General features: G+C 45.1%; 15 protein-coding genes. 14 read left to right on the top strand and 1 reads right to left on the bottom strand.

Annotated features, from left to right (window positions below):
* Positions 1-49 precede the first annotated feature (49 nt).
* The 7 genes from DW182_RS12355 to lgt (DW182_RS12325) all read left to right on the top strand — a co-directional run bounded on the left by DW182_RS12355 (position 50) and on the right by lgt (DW182_RS12325) (position 6,310).
* The gene (locus DW182_RS12355; RefSeq protein ID WP_118295713.1) at positions 50-673 is read left to right on the top strand and encodes an HD domain-containing protein; all 624 of its coding nucleotides are present in this window, start codon (positions 50-52) and stop codon (positions 671-673) included.
* Between the two features lie 384 nt (positions 674-1,057).
* A complete protein-coding gene (gene ychF, locus DW182_RS12350) occupies positions 1,058-2,161 on the top strand; it encodes a redox-regulated ATPase YchF (protein WP_118295712.1) in 1,104 nt (367 codons plus the stop codon).
* A 23-nt stretch (positions 2,162-2,184) separates the two neighbouring features.
* Positions 2,185-3,036: a virulence RhuM family protein gene (locus tag DW182_RS12345; protein WP_118295710.1), complete on the top strand. Its 852-nt coding sequence runs from the start codon at positions 2,185-2,187 to the stop codon at positions 3,034-3,036.
* Positions 3,018-3,941: a ketopantoate reductase family protein gene (locus DW182_RS12340; protein WP_118295708.1), complete on the top strand. Its 924-nt coding sequence runs from the start codon at positions 3,018-3,020 to the stop codon at positions 3,939-3,941. The genes DW182_RS12345 and DW182_RS12340 overlap by 19 nt, the downstream gene beginning before the upstream one ends.
* Positions 3,942-4,018: 77 nt before the next feature.
* The gene (locus DW182_RS12335; RefSeq protein ID WP_118295752.1) at positions 4,019-4,585 is read left to right on the top strand and encodes an ORF6N domain-containing protein; all 567 of its coding nucleotides are present in this window, start codon (positions 4,019-4,021) and stop codon (positions 4,583-4,585) included.
* A gap of 21 nt (positions 4,586-4,606) precedes the next feature.
* A complete protein-coding gene (gene lgt / locus DW182_RS12330) occupies positions 4,607-5,452 on the top strand; it encodes a prolipoprotein diacylglyceryl transferase (RefSeq protein WP_118295707.1) in 846 nt (281 codons plus the stop codon).
* Between the two features lie 30 nt (positions 5,453-5,482).
* Complete coding sequence (lgt, locus tag DW182_RS12325; protein WP_007661258.1) at positions 5,483-6,310, top strand: prolipoprotein diacylglyceryl transferase; 828 nt, start codon at positions 5,483-5,485, stop codon at positions 6,308-6,310.
* Positions 6,311-6,363: 53 nt separating this feature from the next.
* Here the strand turns inward: lgt (DW182_RS12325) and DW182_RS12320 are convergent, their stop codons facing one another.
* Positions 6,364-7,905, bottom strand: coding sequence for a hypothetical protein (locus DW182_RS12320; protein ID WP_044534571.1), 1,542 nt, complete (start codon positions 7,903-7,905; stop codon positions 6,364-6,366).
* Positions 7,906-8,224: 319 nt separating this feature from the next.
* Between DW182_RS12320 and rbsK the strand changes: the two genes are divergently transcribed.
* From rbsK to DW182_RS12285, 7 genes are all read left to right on the top strand, one after another.
* Positions 8,225-9,133: a ribokinase gene (rbsK, locus tag DW182_RS12315; protein ID WP_007661256.1), complete on the top strand. Its 909-nt coding sequence runs from the start codon at positions 8,225-8,227 to the stop codon at positions 9,131-9,133.
* Positions 9,134-9,156: 23 nt separating this feature from the next.
* Positions 9,157-10,161: a GRP family sugar transporter gene (locus DW182_RS12310; RefSeq protein WP_115503758.1), complete on the top strand. Its 1,005-nt coding sequence runs from the start codon at positions 9,157-9,159 to the stop codon at positions 10,159-10,161.
* 120 nt (positions 10,162-10,281) lie between these two features.
* Positions 10,282-13,281 (top strand): TonB-dependent receptor, encoded by a 3,000-nt coding sequence (locus DW182_RS12305; RefSeq protein WP_118295705.1) that lies wholly within the window; start codon positions 10,282-10,284, stop codon positions 13,279-13,281.
* 11 nt (positions 13,282-13,292) lie between these two features.
* Complete coding sequence (locus DW182_RS12300) at positions 13,293-14,861, top strand: RagB/SusD family nutrient uptake outer membrane protein (protein WP_115503756.1); 1,569 nt, start codon at positions 13,293-13,295, stop codon at positions 14,859-14,861.
* 17 nt (positions 14,862-14,878) lie between these two features.
* The gene (locus tag DW182_RS12295) at positions 14,879-15,865 is read left to right on the top strand and encodes a BACON domain-containing protein (RefSeq protein ID WP_115503755.1); all 987 of its coding nucleotides are present in this window, start codon (positions 14,879-14,881) and stop codon (positions 15,863-15,865) included.
* 55 nt (positions 15,866-15,920) lie between these two features.
* Positions 15,921-16,955 carry a hypothetical protein gene (locus tag DW182_RS12290; RefSeq protein WP_115503754.1) on the top strand — a complete coding sequence of 345 codons (1,035 nt, stop codon included), beginning with the start codon at positions 15,921-15,923 and terminating at the stop codon, positions 16,953-16,955.
* Entirely contained in the window at positions 16,952-18,142 is a 1,191-nt protein-coding gene (locus DW182_RS12285) for a hypothetical protein (RefSeq protein WP_118295703.1), read from the top strand. The genes DW182_RS12290 and DW182_RS12285 overlap by 4 nt, the downstream gene beginning before the upstream one ends.
* The last annotated feature ends 10 nt before the right edge of the window (positions 18,143-18,152 follow it).

Genomic DNA, 18,152 nt, shown 5'->3' with positions numbered 1-18,152 from the left:
TGTATTTCGGCTTTTTTCATAACTTTGCCTGCCTAAACAAAACCTATTTATGATACCTGCTACCCTCACCCACTACATTGAAACAGAGATTATTCCCCGTCACGAGCACTTTGACAAGGCACACAACCTCGCACACGTACGTACTGTTATAGAAGAAAGCCTCGCACTTGCCAAGGAATATAATGTGAACGAAAGCATGGCATATACCATTGCCGCATACCATGATACAGGACTTTGTCGGGATCGTGCTACACATCATCTCATCTCAGGAGAGATTCTGAAACAAGACAAAATGCTCTGCCAATGGTTCAGTGAGGAAGAAATAGAAACCATGAAAGAGGCGGTGGAAGACCATCGGGCATCTACCGATCACAAACCGCGAAGCATTTATGGCAAAATAGTGGCAGAGGCAGATCGTGTGATTGACCCCGTAATCACCTTACGCCGCACCGTGCAATACGGATTAAAACAGAAACCGGAAGCGGAAAAAGAATGGCACTACCAACGTTTCCGCCAGCATCTGATGGAGAAATATGCACCGGGTGGATATCTGAAACTTTGGTTTCCGGAATCAAAGAATGCAGAAAAGCTGAAAGAACTGCAAAAGATTATCGCAGACGAAGCACAGTTGAGGAGTATCTTCCAACAGTTGTTTGCCGAGGAAAAAGAATAAGCATGAATAACCGCACTTAATATATTCCTTGCCTCATTCTCTTTAAACTATACCCTCTTCTTCTTTAATACTTCCACTTACCAACACCCCCATGTTAGCAATTACGACACCCGGGTGTTAGCACTACTTACATCCCCATGTTGGTATTACCAACACCCGGATGTAGGTAAGTGTATTTTAGCATAACAACAAAGACATCTTTAAAGAACATGCAGATTATGTTCTACTCCCCATCCTTTCAAAAAGTTAAATCTACCCGCATTTACCACTAATCCTCAAAGTAAAACCAATACCCCCAATGGTAAAAAAGTACAATCCATAAGGCAATAAACAGAAGAATACCTATCTTTGCAGACAGAAAACAAAGTAATAACGAAATAGATAATGGCTTTACAATGTGGTATTGTCGGTTTGCCGAATGTAGGCAAGTCGACGCTTTTCAACTGTTTGTCCAACGCAAAAGCGCAGGCGGCAAACTTCCCTTTTTGCACAATAGAACCGAATGTAGGTGTAATCACCGTGCCCGATGAGCGCCTAACGAAGCTCGCCGAACTGGTACATCCGGGCCGCATCGTGCCCACTACGGTGGAAATCGTGGACATTGCCGGACTCGTAAAGGGTGCCAGCAAAGGCGAAGGACTGGGTAACAAATTCCTCGCGAACATTCGTGAAACGGATGCTATCATCCATGTACTGCGTTGCTTCGACGACGAGAACGTGACACACGTGGACGGAAGCATCAACCCGGTGCGCGACAAGGAAATCATCGACTACGAGTTGCAACTGAAAGACCTGGAAACCATTGAAAGCCGCATCCAGAAAGTGCAGAAGCAAGCACAGACTGGTGGCGACAAAGCTGCCAAACTGGCTTACGATGTACTGGTGCAGTATAAAGAAGCACTGGAACAAGGCAAAAGCGCACGCACCGTGCAGTTCGAGACCAAAGACGAACAGAAGATTGCCAAAAAGCTTTTCCTCCTGACCAGCAAACCGGTGATGTACGTCTGCAACGTGGACGAGGCAAGTGCAGTGAACGGCAATAAATACGTGGAAATGGTGCGCGAAGCAGTGAAGGACGAAAATGCCGAAATCCTGATTGTAGCCGCCAAAACCGAAGCGGACATCGCCGAGCTGGAAACGTATGAAGACCGCCAGATGTTCCTCGAAGAAGTAGGATTAAAGGAATCCGGTGTGAGCCGCCTGATTAAATCGGCCTACCAATTGCTGAATCTGGAAACCTTCATCACCGCCGGAGAAATGGAAGTGAGAGCATGGACCTATCAGAAAGGTTGGAAAGCTCCGCAATGCGCCGGAGTTATTCACACCGACTTCGAAAAAGGATTCATCCGTGCCGAAGTTATCAAGTACGAAGACTTCATCCAGTATGGCAGCGAGGCCGCCGTACGCGAAGCCGGAAAGCTGGGCGTGGAAGGCAAAGAATACGTGGTGCAGGATGGAGACATCATGCACTTCCGATTCAACGTATAAGGGGCTTTTGGGCAAAGAAGAAGATGCAAGAAGTAAGTGAAATAATACTTTATCAGCCCGAAGAGACTTTTAAGTTAGAGGTGCGATTGGAGGATGAGACCGTATGGCTGACACAACAGCAAATGGCGGAGTTACTCCAGACTACCAAACAAAACATAAGTCTGCATACGAGTAATATCTTCAAAGAAAAAGAATTGGAGAAAGATTCAGTTGTCAAGGATTCCTTGACAACTGCCCAAGATGGTAAGAAATACCGCACAAAGTATTACAGCCTCGACGTTATCATCTCTGTTGGTTACCGTGTGAAGTCGATGCGAGGAACTCAGTTCAGGCAGTGGGCAAACAAAGTATTGAAAGAATACCTGCTCAAGGGATATTCCGTCAACAGCCGTATGGAACGACTGGAAGAACGCGTTACTAAAACAGAAGAGAAGATTGACTTCTTTATTCGCACCGCCCTGCCGCCGGTAGAAGGCATCTTCTTTGAAGGACAGATATTTGACGCTTATGCCTTTGCCACCAATCTGATAAAATCAGCCAGGAAGAGAATCATCTTGATTGATAATTATGTGGATGAAAGCACACTCTTAATGCTCAGCAAACGGGAAAAGGATGTAGAAGCCGACATTTATACGGGAAGGCTAAACAAGCAATTACAGCTTGACCTGCAACGTCATAATGCCGAATACCCTCCCATCTCCATTAAGGAATACCATCAATCACATGACCGTTTCCTTATTATTGATTCGGATGTATTTCATATTGGAGCTTCGCTAAAAGATTTAGGGAAGAAGTGGTTTGCTTTCTCACGTCTGCACTTCAATCCTGAAGAGCTTTTGGAAAAGATAAATAACATATGGAGAACAATAATATGAAATACCTTATAGCCGGCACAGGCGGCGTGGGAGGCAGTATCGCTGCCTTTCTTTCCCTTGCCAGAAAAGATGTCACCTGCATTGCCCGCGGTGAGCACCTGGCTGCCCTGCGCGAACACGGATTGCGTCTGCACTCCGACCTGAAAGGCGAACATACACTACCCATCAAAGCCTATACCGCCGAAGAATATACAGGCAAAGCCGACGTCATCTTTGTATGCGTCAAAGGCTATTCCATAGACTCGATAACGGAGTTGATAAAACGCTCCGCCCACAAGGACACGGTTGTAATCCCTATTCTCAATGTCTACGGCACCGGTCCCCGCATCCAACGCTTGGTGCCCGGAGTAACGGTTCTGGATGGCTGCATCTACATTGTCGGCTTCGTGTCCGGCAAAGGGGAAATCACGCAAATGGGGAAGATATTCCGTCTGGTTTACGGTGCACACCAAGGCACGGTTGTTCCCCGTGGAACGTTGGAAACTATCCAACAGGATTTGCAGGAAAGCGGCATCAAAGCCGAGATATCTCCCGACATCAACCGGGATACTTTCGTGAAGTGGTCTTTCATCTCCGCTATGGCTGTCACCGGAGCCTACTACGATGTGCCTATGGGCGAAGTACAGAAGCCCGGAGAAGTGCGCGATACGTTTATCGGACTGTCCCGTGAGAGTGCCGCACTGGGCGCTAAACTCGGTATTGACTTCAAGGAAGACATTGTAGAATATAATCTTAAAGTTATAGACAAGCTGGACCCGGAAAGCACCGCTTCCATGCAGAAGGATATGGCTAAGGGACACGAAAGTGAAGTGCAAGGATTGCTCTTTGATATGATTGCTGCCGCAGAAGAACAGGGGATTGATATTCCGACGTACAGGATGGTGGCGGAAAAGTTCAAATCTTGAAGTCGCAAATTGCGACTTCAAATAAGGCAGTAACCCATGAAATACTATTTATACATCTCAGTATAAAGAAAAGACAAATGGAATTAACAGTAATCATACAAAGTAAGATATACGAGATAAGAGGACAACAAGTAATGTTTGACTTCGACTTGGCGGCACTTTATCAAGTAGAAACACGCATACTTAATCAGTCCGTTAAGCGTAATATAAAGAGATTTCCAGAAGACTTTATGTTTCAACTAACCGTAGAAGAATGGCAAAACTTGAAATCACAATTTGTGATATCAAGTTGGGGAGGGGTTCGTAAACTGCCTTATGCCTTCACAGAGCAGGGAGTAGCTATGCTCTCTTCTGTGTTGAACAGCGACATCGCCATCGAAGTAAATATCGCCATCATGCGTACCTTCATCGCTGTTCGCCGCCTCATATCCACTCCCCCCACCGATAGAATAGGCAAATTGGAAGAAGAACTGAAAGAACTTAAATCCTACATCGAAGAAGTCTTCACCGATTACAACGACATCAACGAAGACACTCGTATGCAACTGGAGCTAATCAACCGAACCCTTGCCGAACTGCAAGCCCAGAAAAGACTGGCCGACAACCCCAGAAACCCTATCGGCTTCATAAAACCAAAACAATAAATCATATAATCAGATACATTTATGCCATCACTGCTCACTATCAACTGGAACCCCGATCCCGAACTGTTCAACCTCTTCGGAATCTTCCCCATTCGCTACTACGGCCTACTGTGGGGTATCGGCATCGTACTTTCCTGCATCATAGTCCAGCGCCAATACCGGGATAGGAAAATCAGTGAAGACAAGTTCACCCCGCTCTTTTTCTATTGCGTAATCGGCATCACCCTCGGAGCAAGGTTAGGGCACTGTATCTTCTACGATTGGAGCTATTATCAGAATCATCTCATAGAAATGATACTTCCCATCAAGCAGTTTCCGAACGAAGGCTGGAAATGGATAGGCTATCGAGGACTTGCCAGTCATGGCGGCACCCTCGGACTCATCATCGCCCTGTGGCTGTATTGCCGCAGAACCAAGATGCACTACATGGACGTACTGGACATGATAGCCGTAGCCACCCCCATCTGCGCCTGCTTCATCCGCCTTGCCAACCTGATGAACTCCGAAATCATCGGCAAACCAACCGATGTGCCCTGGGCATTTGTTTTCGAACAGGTAGATATGCTACCCCGCCATCCGGCACAGCTTTACGAAGCCATCGCCTACTTCATCTTCTTCCTGGGAATGATTTACTTATATAAGAAGTCAGACCACGGCACAAAGCTGCACCGCGGCTTCTTCTTCGGGCTTTGCCTGACAGAGATATTCGTCTTCCGTTTCTTTGTGGAGTTCCTGAAAGAAAACCAAGTGGATTTTGAGAATACAATGACTCTCAACATGGGGCAATGGCTCAGCGTTCCGTTCGTTATCATCGGAATATACTTCATGCTCTTTTACGGGAGGAAACAAGCGACAAAAAGTAAATAAACTCATTTGTAAACCAAATATATTGAAAATATGCTCTCATTACTAACCATCAACTGGAACCCCAACCCCGAACTGTTCAACCTGTTCGGTCATGTACCCGTCCGTTATTACGGCCTGTTGTGGGTCATTGGCATCGCATGCTCCTATTTTGTAGTTCGTTACCAGTATAAAGACAAAAAAATTGGTGACGACAAGTTCGAACCGCTGTTCTTCTATTGCTTCTTCGGTATTCTCATCGGAGCACGATTAGGGCACTGCCTATTCTATCAGCCGGAATATTACCTACATCATTTCTGGGAAATGATATTACCCATACAGTTTCTGCCCGATGGTGGTTGGAAATGGACCGGTTATGCAGGTCTTGCCAGTCATGGCGGAACACTCGGATTGATTATTGCCTTGTGGATGTACTGCCGCAAAACTAAGATGCACTACATGGATGTGCTGGACATGATAGCCGTGTCCACCCCTATCTGCGCCTGCTTCATCCGCCTCGCCAACCTAATGAACTCCGAAATCATAGGTAAAGCAACCGATGTACCCTGGGCTTTCGTATTCGAACGGGTAGATATGCTCCCCCGTCATCCGGCACAGCTTTACGAGGCCATCGCTTATTTCATATTCTTCCTGATCATGATTTTCTTGTATAAGAATTATGGCAAGAAATTACACCGTGGTTTCTTCTTCGGCCTCTGTCTCACAGAGATATTCGTGTTCCGCTTCTTCGTGGAATTCCTGAAAGAGAACCAAGTAGATTTCGAGAATAGCATGTCACTGAATATGGGACAATGGCTCAGCGTTCCGTTCGTGATTATAGGCGTGTACTTCATGTTCTTCTACGGAAAGAAGAAAGCATAGAAATAGAATGAATGAGGATGTATCAAAATAAGATTTGTACATCCTCATTCATTCTATTTATGCTGCCATTTACTCTTTGAAGCATGTTCCCGCTTCAGAATATCACTCAGAGGCACCTCAAATATCTTAGCCTCAACCCATGCCACAAAGTCGAACTTACGCAGAATCTGAGTTTCATATTTATCTGCATACAAGGCATGGACTTCTTCCGCCATACTTTCCCATATCTCCGCACGCCTTTTCCGATTCGTATCAGCGAAAGAATAATTCAGGAACTTAAGCAAAAAGGATTCCACCTTCAGATTATATCCCTTGTTTTTGGACATTTCCCGCTTGATAGAGCGAATTTCAGACTGAATATAGTCTACATCCCCCAATTCATAATGAATCATCACATTCACGATCCTAATGGTACGAAACAACGGAAGAGAATATAGATGACCTCTACCGATAGTCGCACTCAGCCGTTTCCGGGCTTTCCTGTACTCCCCATTTCCTAAATGGATCAGAGCAATATACAATGACATTTCCGCCTGTTGTTGCTCCTTCAGCAATAGCATCTTATCAATCAACGAGGCTTGATGTTCAGCAATCCATATTCCTGCTTTATCGAAATCACCTGCATCAATAAACGAAAACAACCGGTAGATAAAAATCACATACGTAACATTCAGCTGGAAACTGGATGATGGCGAAGACAGCTTAGTCAGCTTTTCAATGAAATAATTCATGCCCTCATAATTGTGCATGATACGCAGACTTTCCAGCATACCTTCCACCGTCATCAGGTAATAGACCGGAGGATTATTCCATAAATGACTGTTCTCTTCAAAGAGCTTGTTCAATTCTACAAACGAGTTAAATGCTGCTTTGTAATCCCCTACTGTGATAAAGTAATTCGCCTGAAATAACTGATGATTCTTTTTTATTTCAAAGTTCTCAACGCCTGCACTTGCTACAATACTGATTTCACTGGTTACCAAGTCATCTAATTTCTGAGTTTCCTCAAGTGACCTCGAAGCCCCTCTGTTTATCATTCTATACTTCAGCAGCTCATACAGTGAAGACTGCTCATTCAGTTGGCGGATACTTTTTAATGTATTATTCATCTTATATTGCTTATTCAGCAGCTTTTGTTCATCCATATCTTCAAAATCCAATGTCAGAAGATAGTTCAGTTCCAGCCTTTGCGCTACCAACAACGCAAAGTGATTCTCATAATACACCGCTTTCTCTTTTACCTTTTTCAATACCTGAAAGCATTCCTGATACATGGATTTCTCATACAAAACCCTTGCGTGCAGCAATTCATTGAACAAGAGATAATAACTGTCCTGCTCTGTCCGCAACCGGGTCAATATGTCTATCAACAAATCAAATAAATAAATAACTACCGTATTAAATGAAGAAGTAGGTTTAGCTGCCAGAAAAGACATCTTCAATTCTTCGGGATCACTTACTTTTTTATCATCAATCAACCTGAAAAGAAAGATATAATCCTTCTCCGGTTTATTAGAGATATACAGGGAGAATTCTTTCTTCTCCTGTTTAGTGAGATTATTAATCAGATGAATGAGGGATTCGGACTTTAGCATAGTATTAGCAGATTTTTTTAGATACACATCTTTTACGATAGCAAGGTAGAGAAAAAAATGAAAGCAAGCAATATTTTCACGGAATAATATAGGCTTTACCAATATTACTAATATCATATTCATTACGATCAACCATTTATTATATATTTATATATCAATTATTTAAATGTATCAATTTATAATTATATTCATTTTACCAGTATTAAAAATCATAGTTTTTTGTTTGCTTATGTACTAAGTATCGCATACTTTTGGAATAGAAAAAGAAAGCACAGTATCCAATATTCAATTATTCAATCTTAAAACTAATAAAGTAACCATGAGCAAAAATATCATTGTAATAGGCAGTTGTAATACAGATATGGTCATCAAAGCCGATCGTCTTCCTGTACCAGGAGAAACAATCATAGGCGGTAGTTTCATGATGAATCCCGGAGGCAAAGGAGCCAACCAGGCCGTAGCCGCTGCCAGATTGAAAGGAAATGTGCATTTCATAGCCAAAACCGGAAATGACTTGTTCGGCAAACGTTCCATAGAACAGTACGAAGACGAAGGTATTCATGTTGAAAATATCTATTCAGACCCCACACTCCCCTCGGGCGTAGCATTAATTATGGTGGATATGAACGGAGAAAACAGCATTGCCATCGCTTCCGGAGCCAATGGTTCATTGAGTCCCGAAGACATCCGGAAGGCACAGCCTACCATAGAAAAAGGCGATATCCTGCTGATGCAATTGGAAATCCCTATTGAAACAGTGGAATATGCCGCCCAGATAGCCAGCGAACAAGGCATCAAGGTGATACTAAACCCAGCACCTGCCCGTGCGCTCTCCAACAAACTACTACAGAACCTGTACATGATCATCCCCAATGAAACGGAAGCTGAAATCCTCTCCGGCGTCAAAGTAACCGATTGGGAAAGCGCACGCAAAGCTGCAGACATCATCAGTGCCAAAGGAGTGGACATCGTAGTTATCACCCTTGGCTCCAAAGGAGCATTGATTAAAGAAAAAGATACATTCCATGAAGTACCCGTACCCAAAGTCAAAGCCGTAGACACAACAGCAGCGGGAGATACTTTCTGTGGTGCATTGTGCGTTGCTTTATCCGAAGATGTAAATGTGTTGGATGCAGTTAAATTCGCCAATAAATGTGCGTCCATCACTGTGACCCGAATGGGAGCTCAGCCCTCCCTACCCTATCGTAAAGAAATTGATGTTTTATAAATAGTAATTTAAAATCTAATACCATGTTTATAGTCGACAGTTATTCATTAGCAGTTATTTTCTGCGTTGTCACGATGCTCTGCTGGGGTTCGTGGGGTAATACACAGAAACTTGCCGGGAAAACCTGGCGTTACGAATTGTTCTACTGGGATTACGTAATCGGTATCCTTGCCTTCTCTCTCCTCTTAGGTTTCACTCTGGGCAGCACGGGAGATGCCGGACGCGGTTTTGTTGAAGATTTGAAGCAGATCAGTATGGAGAACTATGCAAGTGCTTTTGCAGGAGGCGTCATATTCAATCTGTCCAACATCCTTTTATCAGCTTCCGTCTCTATGGCAGGGCTTACGGTAGCATTCCCGTTAGGAGTCGGCATAGCCTTGGTATTAGGTGTTTTCGTCAATTATTTCGGTGAACCTAAAGGCGATGCAGTAATCCTGTTCAGTGGTGTGGCACTCGTCGTATTGGCTATAATATTTAATGCCATAGCTGCCGGAAAGATGAACCAGAAAGGAAGCAGCACCAATAAGAAAGGGATTATCATTGCCATTATAGCCGGTGTACTGATGTCTTTCTTCTATCGGTTTGTTGCTGCCGCCATGGACTTGAACAATTTTGAGTCACCTACCCCCACAATGGCTACTCCGTATTCAGCATTCTTTATATTCGCAATAGGTATCTTCATAAGTAATTTCATTATCAATACCATCGTGATGAAAAAACCGTTTGTAGGTACTCCGGTGAGCTATAAGGAGTATTTCCAAGGCAAGTTCAGCACACACATGGTCGGAGTGCTGGGAGGAGCTATTTGGGGACTGGGTACGGCTCTCAGCTACATTGCAGCAGGAAAAGCCGGTGCAGCTATCTCTTACGCATTAGGACAAGGAGCACCCATGATTGCAGCCCTGTGGGGCATATTTATCTGGAAAGAATTCAAAGGTTCTTCCCGCGCGGTAAATATTCTTCTGGCTTGCATGTTCGTTCTGTTTATATCCGGTTTAGGAGCAATTATCATCTCCGGAGCCAATTAACCGGCTCCTCACTCTTACTAAATAAACGCTTTCTTTTTCTACTTCTCACGGAGTGAAAAAGGAGAAGGGAATTGCCTGAACTAAAATATATTTTTCGTTCAACCTCTAAAATTTTAATACATGAGACCGATTCAAATAATAGTATTCTGTCTTTGCATGTGCTCGCTCAATTTGTACGCACAAATCAGCGTCACAGGCACTGTAAACGATAATACCGGGGAAAGTCTTCCCGGAGTATCCATTCTGGCGAAGGACGGTGACCGTACCTTTGGAACCACCACTGACATCAACGGTAGATATGAAATAAAAGTGAATCAGGGTGCTACCCTTGAATTCAGTTTTATCGGATTTGCTAAGCAAAAGGTGAAAGTAGGCACTAACAATGTCATTAACATCACATTAGAGCCTGAAAATGAAATGTTGGATGAAGTAGTTGTAATTGGTTACGGCTCCGTCAAGAAGAAAGACCTGCTCGGTTCCATTTCTACGGTAAAGGAAGACGCTTTGGCCGAACGTGTTTCGGGCAATGTGGTGGAAGCCATGCGCGGACTTACTTCGGGCGTAAAGATTACAAGTAGTGGACAGCCGGGTTCCAGTGCCACCATCAACATTCGCGGTCTGGGTAGTTTGACCAACAACAACCCGTTATTCATCATCGACGGTGCCTATGGTGGCAGTGATTTGGGTGTCAATGTAGAAGACATTGAGTCTATTCAAGTATTGAAAGATGCCTCATCAGCAGCCATCTATGGTTCACGTGCAGCAAATGGAGTTGTAATCATCACTACCAAGCAAGGTAAAGAAGGTGACCTGAAAGTGAAGTTTGATTCACAACTGACACTAAGTTGGCTCCCCCGCTACGACCTGATGGATGCAGAGACTTACAAGATTTATAACGACCGTGCTTATGACGAAGCCATCCTGGCAGGAGTTTCAGGCGTTACAAAACGCCAGAACCACTATGATGGAAATACAGACTGGCAAGATGAAATGTTGGGTACAGGTGTATTGCAGAACTACAATGTATCCCTTTCCGGAGGTTCCAAAACTGTGAAGTATTACGCATCTCTGAACCGCATGGTCGATGATGGTGCTCTCTACCGTACCGGTTACGACAAATACGGCTTCCGTATCAACACCAGCGGACAGAAAGGTATTTTCTCATACGGTGAGAATTTCTACTACACCAAATCCGACAGGAAGATACTGAACGGTAATCCCTGGAGCGACTTCATCGGTATGCCACCCACTATTCCGGTATATGACGAGTCACATGTCGGCGGATACGGATACGGCGATGTAGACCGTGCCAACTCTTACGGCCTGAATTCAGTAGCCATGCAGGACTTGTATATACGAAACAATGAAGAGGAATACCTGACCGGAAACATCTACGGGCAGATTTCACTCTTTGGAATGTTCGATGCAAAACTGAATGTTGCCTATAAAAGTTATATGGGCGTTACGAACTCCCTGCGCAAGAAAGGTAATTGGGTTATGGGACAAGGTGACGATGCCGCGCATCTGGGTTACGATAGTGCCAAGAATCATGATATACTGATTGAGCAAACCTACAATTTTAAGCATAAATTCGGTAAACATGATGTGAATGCACTGTTTGGTATCACTTACAATAAGTTCCACGAAGAAAAACGTTGGATTACAAAACTCGATCCATTGATGATAGGCGACAAATACATCACATCTCTGGATGCTGCCACCGGAAATACCACCGCAGGCGGTAGCTATGGCGAATCAGCATTGATATCTTATCTTGGACGCATCAACTACTCCTATGCCGACAAATACCTGGCACAAGTAACAGCCCGTCGTGACGGTACTTCCCGCCTACCTAAGAATGACCGTTGGGGAAACTTCCTTTCCGTTTCATTGGGCTGGCGTATTAGTGGCGAGAAGTTCTTCAATGTACCTTGGATTGATGACCTGAAAATACGTGCCAATTACGGTACTCTCGGTAACAGTAGTATCGGTTATTGGGACTACCAGTCCACCATCAACACAGCTCCGCGCGCCGTATTCGGAAGTCCAGAAAACATATTGATTGGTATGACTCAATCTCAGTTAACCAACAATGACCTGGTTTGGGAAAAGAAAACAACCGCTAACGTCGGTTTCGACCTGGTTGCATTCAATAACCGTTTCCGTTTAAGTGCTGAGTATTTCTATTCAAAGAGTAAAGACCTCTTGGTTTACCTCCCCATCCTGATGAGTTCGGGTAATGAAGGTGGTGCACCTGCCGTGAATGCTGGTAGCCTGGAAAATAAAGGATTTGAAATGGAAATCGGCTGGAACGATCAGATTCGCGACTTTGCCTACTCCGCTTCACTGAACATTTCACATATCAAGAATAAAGTACTTGATTTGGGATACGGGCAAACAGTCTACAATACGACTCTTGCCAAAACCGTAATCGGTGAACCGCTCGGTATGTGGTATCTCTACAAAATGAATGGTATCTTCCAGTCAGAAGAAGAAGTACGGAACTATGTAAACTCAGAAGGCAAGATCATACAACCTAATGCTTTGCCAGGTGATATTAAGTATGACGACTACAACGGCGATGGCAATATATCATCCGAAGACCGCCAGATAGTAGGCAGCCCTTGGCCCAAACTTGAATTAGGAATAAGTCTCGGTGCATCCTACAAAGGCTTCGACCTGAACATCAACGGCTACGGTCGCTTCGGGCAGAAAGTATGGAACGGTTCGGCATCAGCAGCCGGTGACTTTGCCAACAACCAGAACAACTTCAACGGCATTATCCCCTGGACACAAGAGCACCCGGTTAACGACCGTCCACGTATTGTATACGGAGACTCCCGCAACAGTCGAAGCGATCAGGACCGCTGGTTGGAAAACGGTTCATTCTTCCGCCTGAGCGATATTACGTTAGGTTATACAGTACCTACCCGTTACATTAAGAAGATTGGATTAGAAAGACTCCATGCATCGGTTACTTTACAAAACCTGGTGACCTTTACCGGATACTCCGGTCTGGATCCTGAATTTGCAGACAGCGGCATCTTCACTATGGGAGCAGATTATTGTTCGTTCCCTAACCCACGCGCTGTTCAGTTTGCATTATCATTCACTTTCTAAATACTGCTGAAATGAAAAAAATAGCTCTTTATATATTATGCGGTGTCACGGCATTATTCACGTCGTGCGACCCCTCTTTGCTCGATCTGCAAAATGAAAATACCCTGAGTACAGGCGTATACTGGAAGACGGAATCTGACGTCGAGGCCGGTGTAGTAGCCGTATACGGAATGTTCTATCGTCAGGGAACCTGGACACGTAATATCTATACACAGATGATAGGTATGGCGGACGAAGGCGTAAGTTATGCCGGATGGACCGAATTGAACGAATACACCAAGTTCATCTTTACCGACTATAACTTCTCAGAAGTCAATACCAAGATATGGCGGGAACACTATACTGCCATTTTCCGTGCTAATCAAGTATTGGACAATATAGGTAACGTACCGTTCGGTAATGCAACGCACAAGGATGACCTCATTGGGCAAACTAAGTTCCTGCGTGCTTTCTATTACTTCTACCTTACTGCCTTGTGGGACAATGTACCTCTCGTGCTAAATACCTCTTCAGCAGCTGATAAGCCCATGCAGGCTAGCGCTGACGAAGTTTTGATACAAATAGAAGAAGACCTGGAAGATGCCATCACCAAGCTCCCTTCCACACGTGACGCCAATAACTACGGCCGCCCAACAAAAGGCGCCGCCTACGGATTACTGGCCAAAGCTTATGCACAGCATCACAAATGGGAAGATGCCAAAAGATGTCTCGAATGGCTCGTTGATGGCGAAGGGAAGAACTACTACACACTGGTACCCAACTGGGCTGATAATTTCAGCAACTATACGGAAGATAACAAAGAGTCACTGTATGAGATTCACTTCTCTCTGACCAACAAGGTGGGCTTCGACCAGACAGACAACTACCTGGACCCGAATGCGCAACTGGGTACACAGATTGAAATGAACCAGGCTCCTACCGGAATCGGCTGGAACAACATCGAAGCAAGACGCTGGCTGGTGGACTACTACAAGCGCGAACAAACAACGGATGGAAAGAACGATTCCCGCTTGTTCTACACTCTGTGGTATGACGGTGCAGCCTCCGACTTCCCCGAATATCCCAACCAGTTGATATACGGCTCTTCATGGAACAGCGACTGGGGCAACCGCGTCTTCATCAAGAAGTATAGTACAGATGCCTCCCCACTGTATTACTGGAATGATAATAACTTCCGTTCCCTGCGTTATGCCGATATGCTGTTATTGTATGCCGAAACACTCAACGAACTGAATACCACACCGCCTTCAAAAGCCATTGAATGCCTCAACCGCGTACGCAACCGCGTTAATCTACCCAACATAGAGGACAGTAAATATTACAACGGCTCCCAGATCAGCACCAACAAAGATGCTTTCCGCGAACACCTGAAGATAGAACGCGCCCTGGAGCTTGCCATGGAGTGTGTGCGTTGGGTCGACTTGAAACGTTGGGGTATCAACGACCAGACCACATTGAACGAACTGAAAGCACGCGACAGCGACTTCAATAACTTTATAATCGGTAAATCCATCCGTATGCCAATCCCGCAAAGCGAAGTGGACAACAATCCGAATTTGAACCAAAATGACCAGTACTAATTGAAGACATTTGAGCTATGATCAATACAAAATATTTAATAGGAGCAGTCATTGTACTGCTGACGTTATGGGGATGCGGAAATGATTCCGATTACGTCATCGAAAGCAATCCCAATGAGTTCGCCATATTTCCGGTAGCCATACCTGTAAGCGCTGATGGCGGAACTTATGAACTGACAGTCAACGGCAATGAATCGTGGACAGCCGAACTGACAAATTCCAATAGCTCAGCCCAGGGCTGGTGCACACTGAGTGAAACGTCAGGAAGCGGCAGAAAAGTAATCACCGTTACTGTAAAGCCGACCACCTCTTTCGTAAAGAACCGTTCGGTCATCGTTGAAGTAAGCTCCGGTACCCGGATATTAAAGTCAAAGGTGTTGCAAGAGACAATGGTACTGGGTGAAGACGAAGTGCTGATAAACGGCCTTATATGGTCTACCAAGAATGTAGGCACTCCGGGAACTTTCGCGGCCTCTCCCGATGATATAGGGCAACTCTATCAGTTCAACCGCAAAGTAGGTTATCCAGCTGGCCCGCAGGACGATCCGGCACCGGCTAACTGGCCTTCAAGCTATACCAACGACGGTACCAACTGGACTACCGAAAACGACCCTTCTCCCGAGGGCTGGCGTGTGCCTACCACGGAAGAAATGGTAGCTCTTTGGGAAAAAGGAGCAACATGGGTTACAGCAGCCCAGACCGGATTCAAAACCGATGGCATCATTATTGGCGTTGACGAGGTTACTGCCAAACGTGCTACAAAAGATAATCTAAAACAACTCGGTTGCCTCTTCCTGCCTCAAAGCGGTTGGAGAAATGAAACCGGAATGATGGACCGCACCTGGCTCTGTGCCGTTCGCAGCGGAAATTCATTAAGTCCTACCCACGGTGGCATGTCACTGGGAGACTCCGGCGGCTACCGCGACACATGGGGTTGGGGTGACGGACAGAAAGCACGTGCAGCCATGATCCGACCTGTCAAGAACATACAAGTCGAGGATTGATTTATGGCATCTATATACCCGACAACTCAATTATTAACGAACTAAATTTAAAGAGATGAACAACTATAAGACCTACATATACCTTACCTTGCTCACACTTTTGAGTTGCAAGGGCAATGACGGCAATGAACCGCAGAAACTCACACCGCAAATCCGGTATGAATTCAGCGGCGGTGCCGGCCATTATAACTATGCTCCGAGCATCATAGAAGACCAGTACGGCATCCGGTACGGCTTTGTATGTGAGAATCGTGATCCGTTCAAGATTGTGGACTATGTTTATCTATACAAAGGAATCCCCACGGAGAAAGGCTATGTATGGCAACCCGGCACACAGATCATCGAACCTTCCGAGACAGGCTGGGATAACTGCCACATCTGCGACCCGGACGTACGTGAGTTTAAAACGACTTATAAAGGAGAAACTTACAACTGGATTATGACCTATCTGGGCGTAGACCGCTGGGACTGTAACCACAACCAGATAGGACTGGCCATTTCCAAGAACATCGAAGGCCCGTATATCAAGTTCGACCAGAATCCGCTGGTAGCTTACGAAGATACTACTAAATGGGGGGTGGGGCAAAGTACAACAATCGTCAAAGACTCTACGACCATACAATTATTCTATCATTCGACTACGGAGAACGGACCTTTCTGTATGCGCGAAATAAAATTGAATGATCTGGATAATATCATATTGGGCGAAGAGAAAGCAATTCCTTTCCTGAGCGCCAACAGCTATCCTGCCATGTCCGACAAGAATATATATATGGTTTCGGAAACCCGTGTGTCCCCCATCAAAAAGATACCGACTTGGGTAGGAGATGTCTGCCGGCTGGCATACAAACCAAGAACAGAAAGTCTCTTTACCGAAGAAGACGGATGGATTGAAATCGGTCATTCAGGACCGGAAGAAACAGGATTCCCAAGAAATCACAATCCGGGTATCCTGACGGATACGAAAGGTTACATGCTTAATGACGATGAACTGGTGATGTACTTCACTCCTGCCATGACAGGCGAAAACTGGCTATGGTCATACGACCTATATTCGGCTACGTTTAATCTCAAAAACTATTTCAAATGAATAAAACAATCCTGCAAATAGTATGCATTGCTCTTATTCTTGCCTTCCCCTGTGGGAAGGCATCAGGGCAATACAAAAAGATTCCCGTAGTGGTAATTACCGACTTGTATCATCCGTATCAGGACCCGGGAGATAACATGGACCTCATTATGGGCTTCGGACTGCCCGATGTAGACCTGAAAGCCGTCTTATTGGACATCACAGACGCATTCAGGAAAGATACTGCCGACCATCCCACCCTGTGGAAAGACCCGCGTGGACCGAGAGAAGCCGGAATTATCCCTGTGGAACAATTAAGTTATATCTTCAACAAAAAGGTACCTTATGGCATTGGTCCGTTATCCATGATGAAATCGGAAGAAGATCGGATGGAGTATCTGCCAGGCTATGAGCAGGAAGCAATCGATATACTGCTAGAAGTTCTGAAAAAGAGTAAAGAACCCGTAGAGGTATTGTCATTCGGTTCGGCAAGGATACTGGCGGTTGCCTACAACCATGCCCCCAAGCTGATGAAACAGAAGATACACAAAATTCATCTGAGTGCCGGGACAGCAAGCAAGAACCATGAATTGGGAAGCGATGCCGGGGCAAATGCTATTCCGGGCGGTGAGTGGAATGTAGCACTGGACGTGTTCGCTTTCAACAGAATATTAAAATCAGATTTACCCGTAGCCATCTATCCATGTGCAGGCAAAAACGGAGGCTTCGTAAAAGACTGTAACAATACCTACTGGAAATTACCCGATATGGATTTTATCCGAAAGATGAATCCCCAATTGCAACGGTATCTTGATTTTGCTTTCACCCAGAAACTGCAATATGACTTCCTCCGTGCCATGAATGCCGACTATCCGGTTGATATAGACCTCAACCGTTACCCCCGTCCATTCCACGTATGGGAAAGTGCCATCTGGCTGAAAGCAACACAAAGGGAGATCATTTGTACTCCCACCGGAGAATACCGCCTCGTCAAAGAAGGGAAAAGCAACAAAGGCGACCGCATTGTAGCAAACGAACTACGCCGCTGTAACCTTGATGAGATAAGAGATGACGGACGATTCCAGTTTTCATACACCGATAAATCCTCCGATAAAGAGATTTACTATCGTCCAGACCTTGACGAGAACGAGAAAGCACTCCAACAGGTGATTCCCGAACTCTATATATCCATTTCACCCAGTCACTAATTTTTTAAAT

It is taken from the genome of Bacteroides sp. AM16-24, from assembly GCF_003471885.1.
In the GTDB taxonomy this organism is placed as follows: Bacteria; Bacteroidota; Bacteroidia; order Bacteroidales; family Bacteroidaceae; genus Bacteroides.
Note: the sequence above shows the minus strand (reverse complement) of the source record. Positions and strands in the feature narration are given on the sequence as shown.

Coding starts and splice junctions, on each gene's coding strand:
- lgt (WP_118295707.1), top strand. CDS start 4,607: ATGCCATCACTGCTCACTATCAACTGGAACCCCGATCCCGAACTGTTC.
- DW182_RS12340 (WP_118295708.1), top strand. CDS start 3,018: ATGGAGAACAATAATATGAAATACCTTATAGCCGGCACAGGCGGCGTG.
- DW182_RS12300 (WP_115503756.1), top strand. CDS start 13,293: ATGAAAAAAATAGCTCTTTATATATTATGCGGTGTCACGGCATTATTC.
- DW182_RS12320 (WP_044534571.1), bottom strand. CDS start 7,905: ATGCTAAAGTCCGAATCCCTCATTCATCTGATTAATAATCTCACTAAA.
- DW182_RS12345 (WP_118295710.1), top strand. CDS start 2,185: ATGCAAGAAGTAAGTGAAATAATACTTTATCAGCCCGAAGAGACTTTT.
- DW182_RS12295 (WP_115503755.1), top strand. CDS start 14,879: ATGATCAATACAAAATATTTAATAGGAGCAGTCATTGTACTGCTGACG.
- DW182_RS12285 (WP_118295703.1), top strand. CDS start 16,952: ATGAATAAAACAATCCTGCAAATAGTATGCATTGCTCTTATTCTTGCC.
- lgt (WP_007661258.1), top strand. CDS start 5,483: ATGCTCTCATTACTAACCATCAACTGGAACCCCAACCCCGAACTGTTC.
- DW182_RS12335 (WP_118295752.1), top strand. CDS start 4,019: ATGGAATTAACAGTAATCATACAAAGTAAGATATACGAGATAAGAGGA.
- ychF (WP_118295712.1), top strand. CDS start 1,058: ATGGCTTTACAATGTGGTATTGTCGGTTTGCCGAATGTAGGCAAGTCG.
- rbsK (WP_007661256.1), top strand. CDS start 8,225: ATGAGCAAAAATATCATTGTAATAGGCAGTTGTAATACAGATATGGTC.
- DW182_RS12290 (WP_115503754.1), top strand. CDS start 15,921: ATGAACAACTATAAGACCTACATATACCTTACCTTGCTCACACTTTTG.
- DW182_RS12310 (WP_115503758.1), top strand. CDS start 9,157: ATGTTTATAGTCGACAGTTATTCATTAGCAGTTATTTTCTGCGTTGTC.
- DW182_RS12355 (WP_118295713.1), top strand. CDS start 50: ATGATACCTGCTACCCTCACCCACTACATTGAAACAGAGATTATTCCC.
- DW182_RS12305 (WP_118295705.1), top strand. CDS start 10,282: ATGAGACCGATTCAAATAATAGTATTCTGTCTTTGCATGTGCTCGCTC.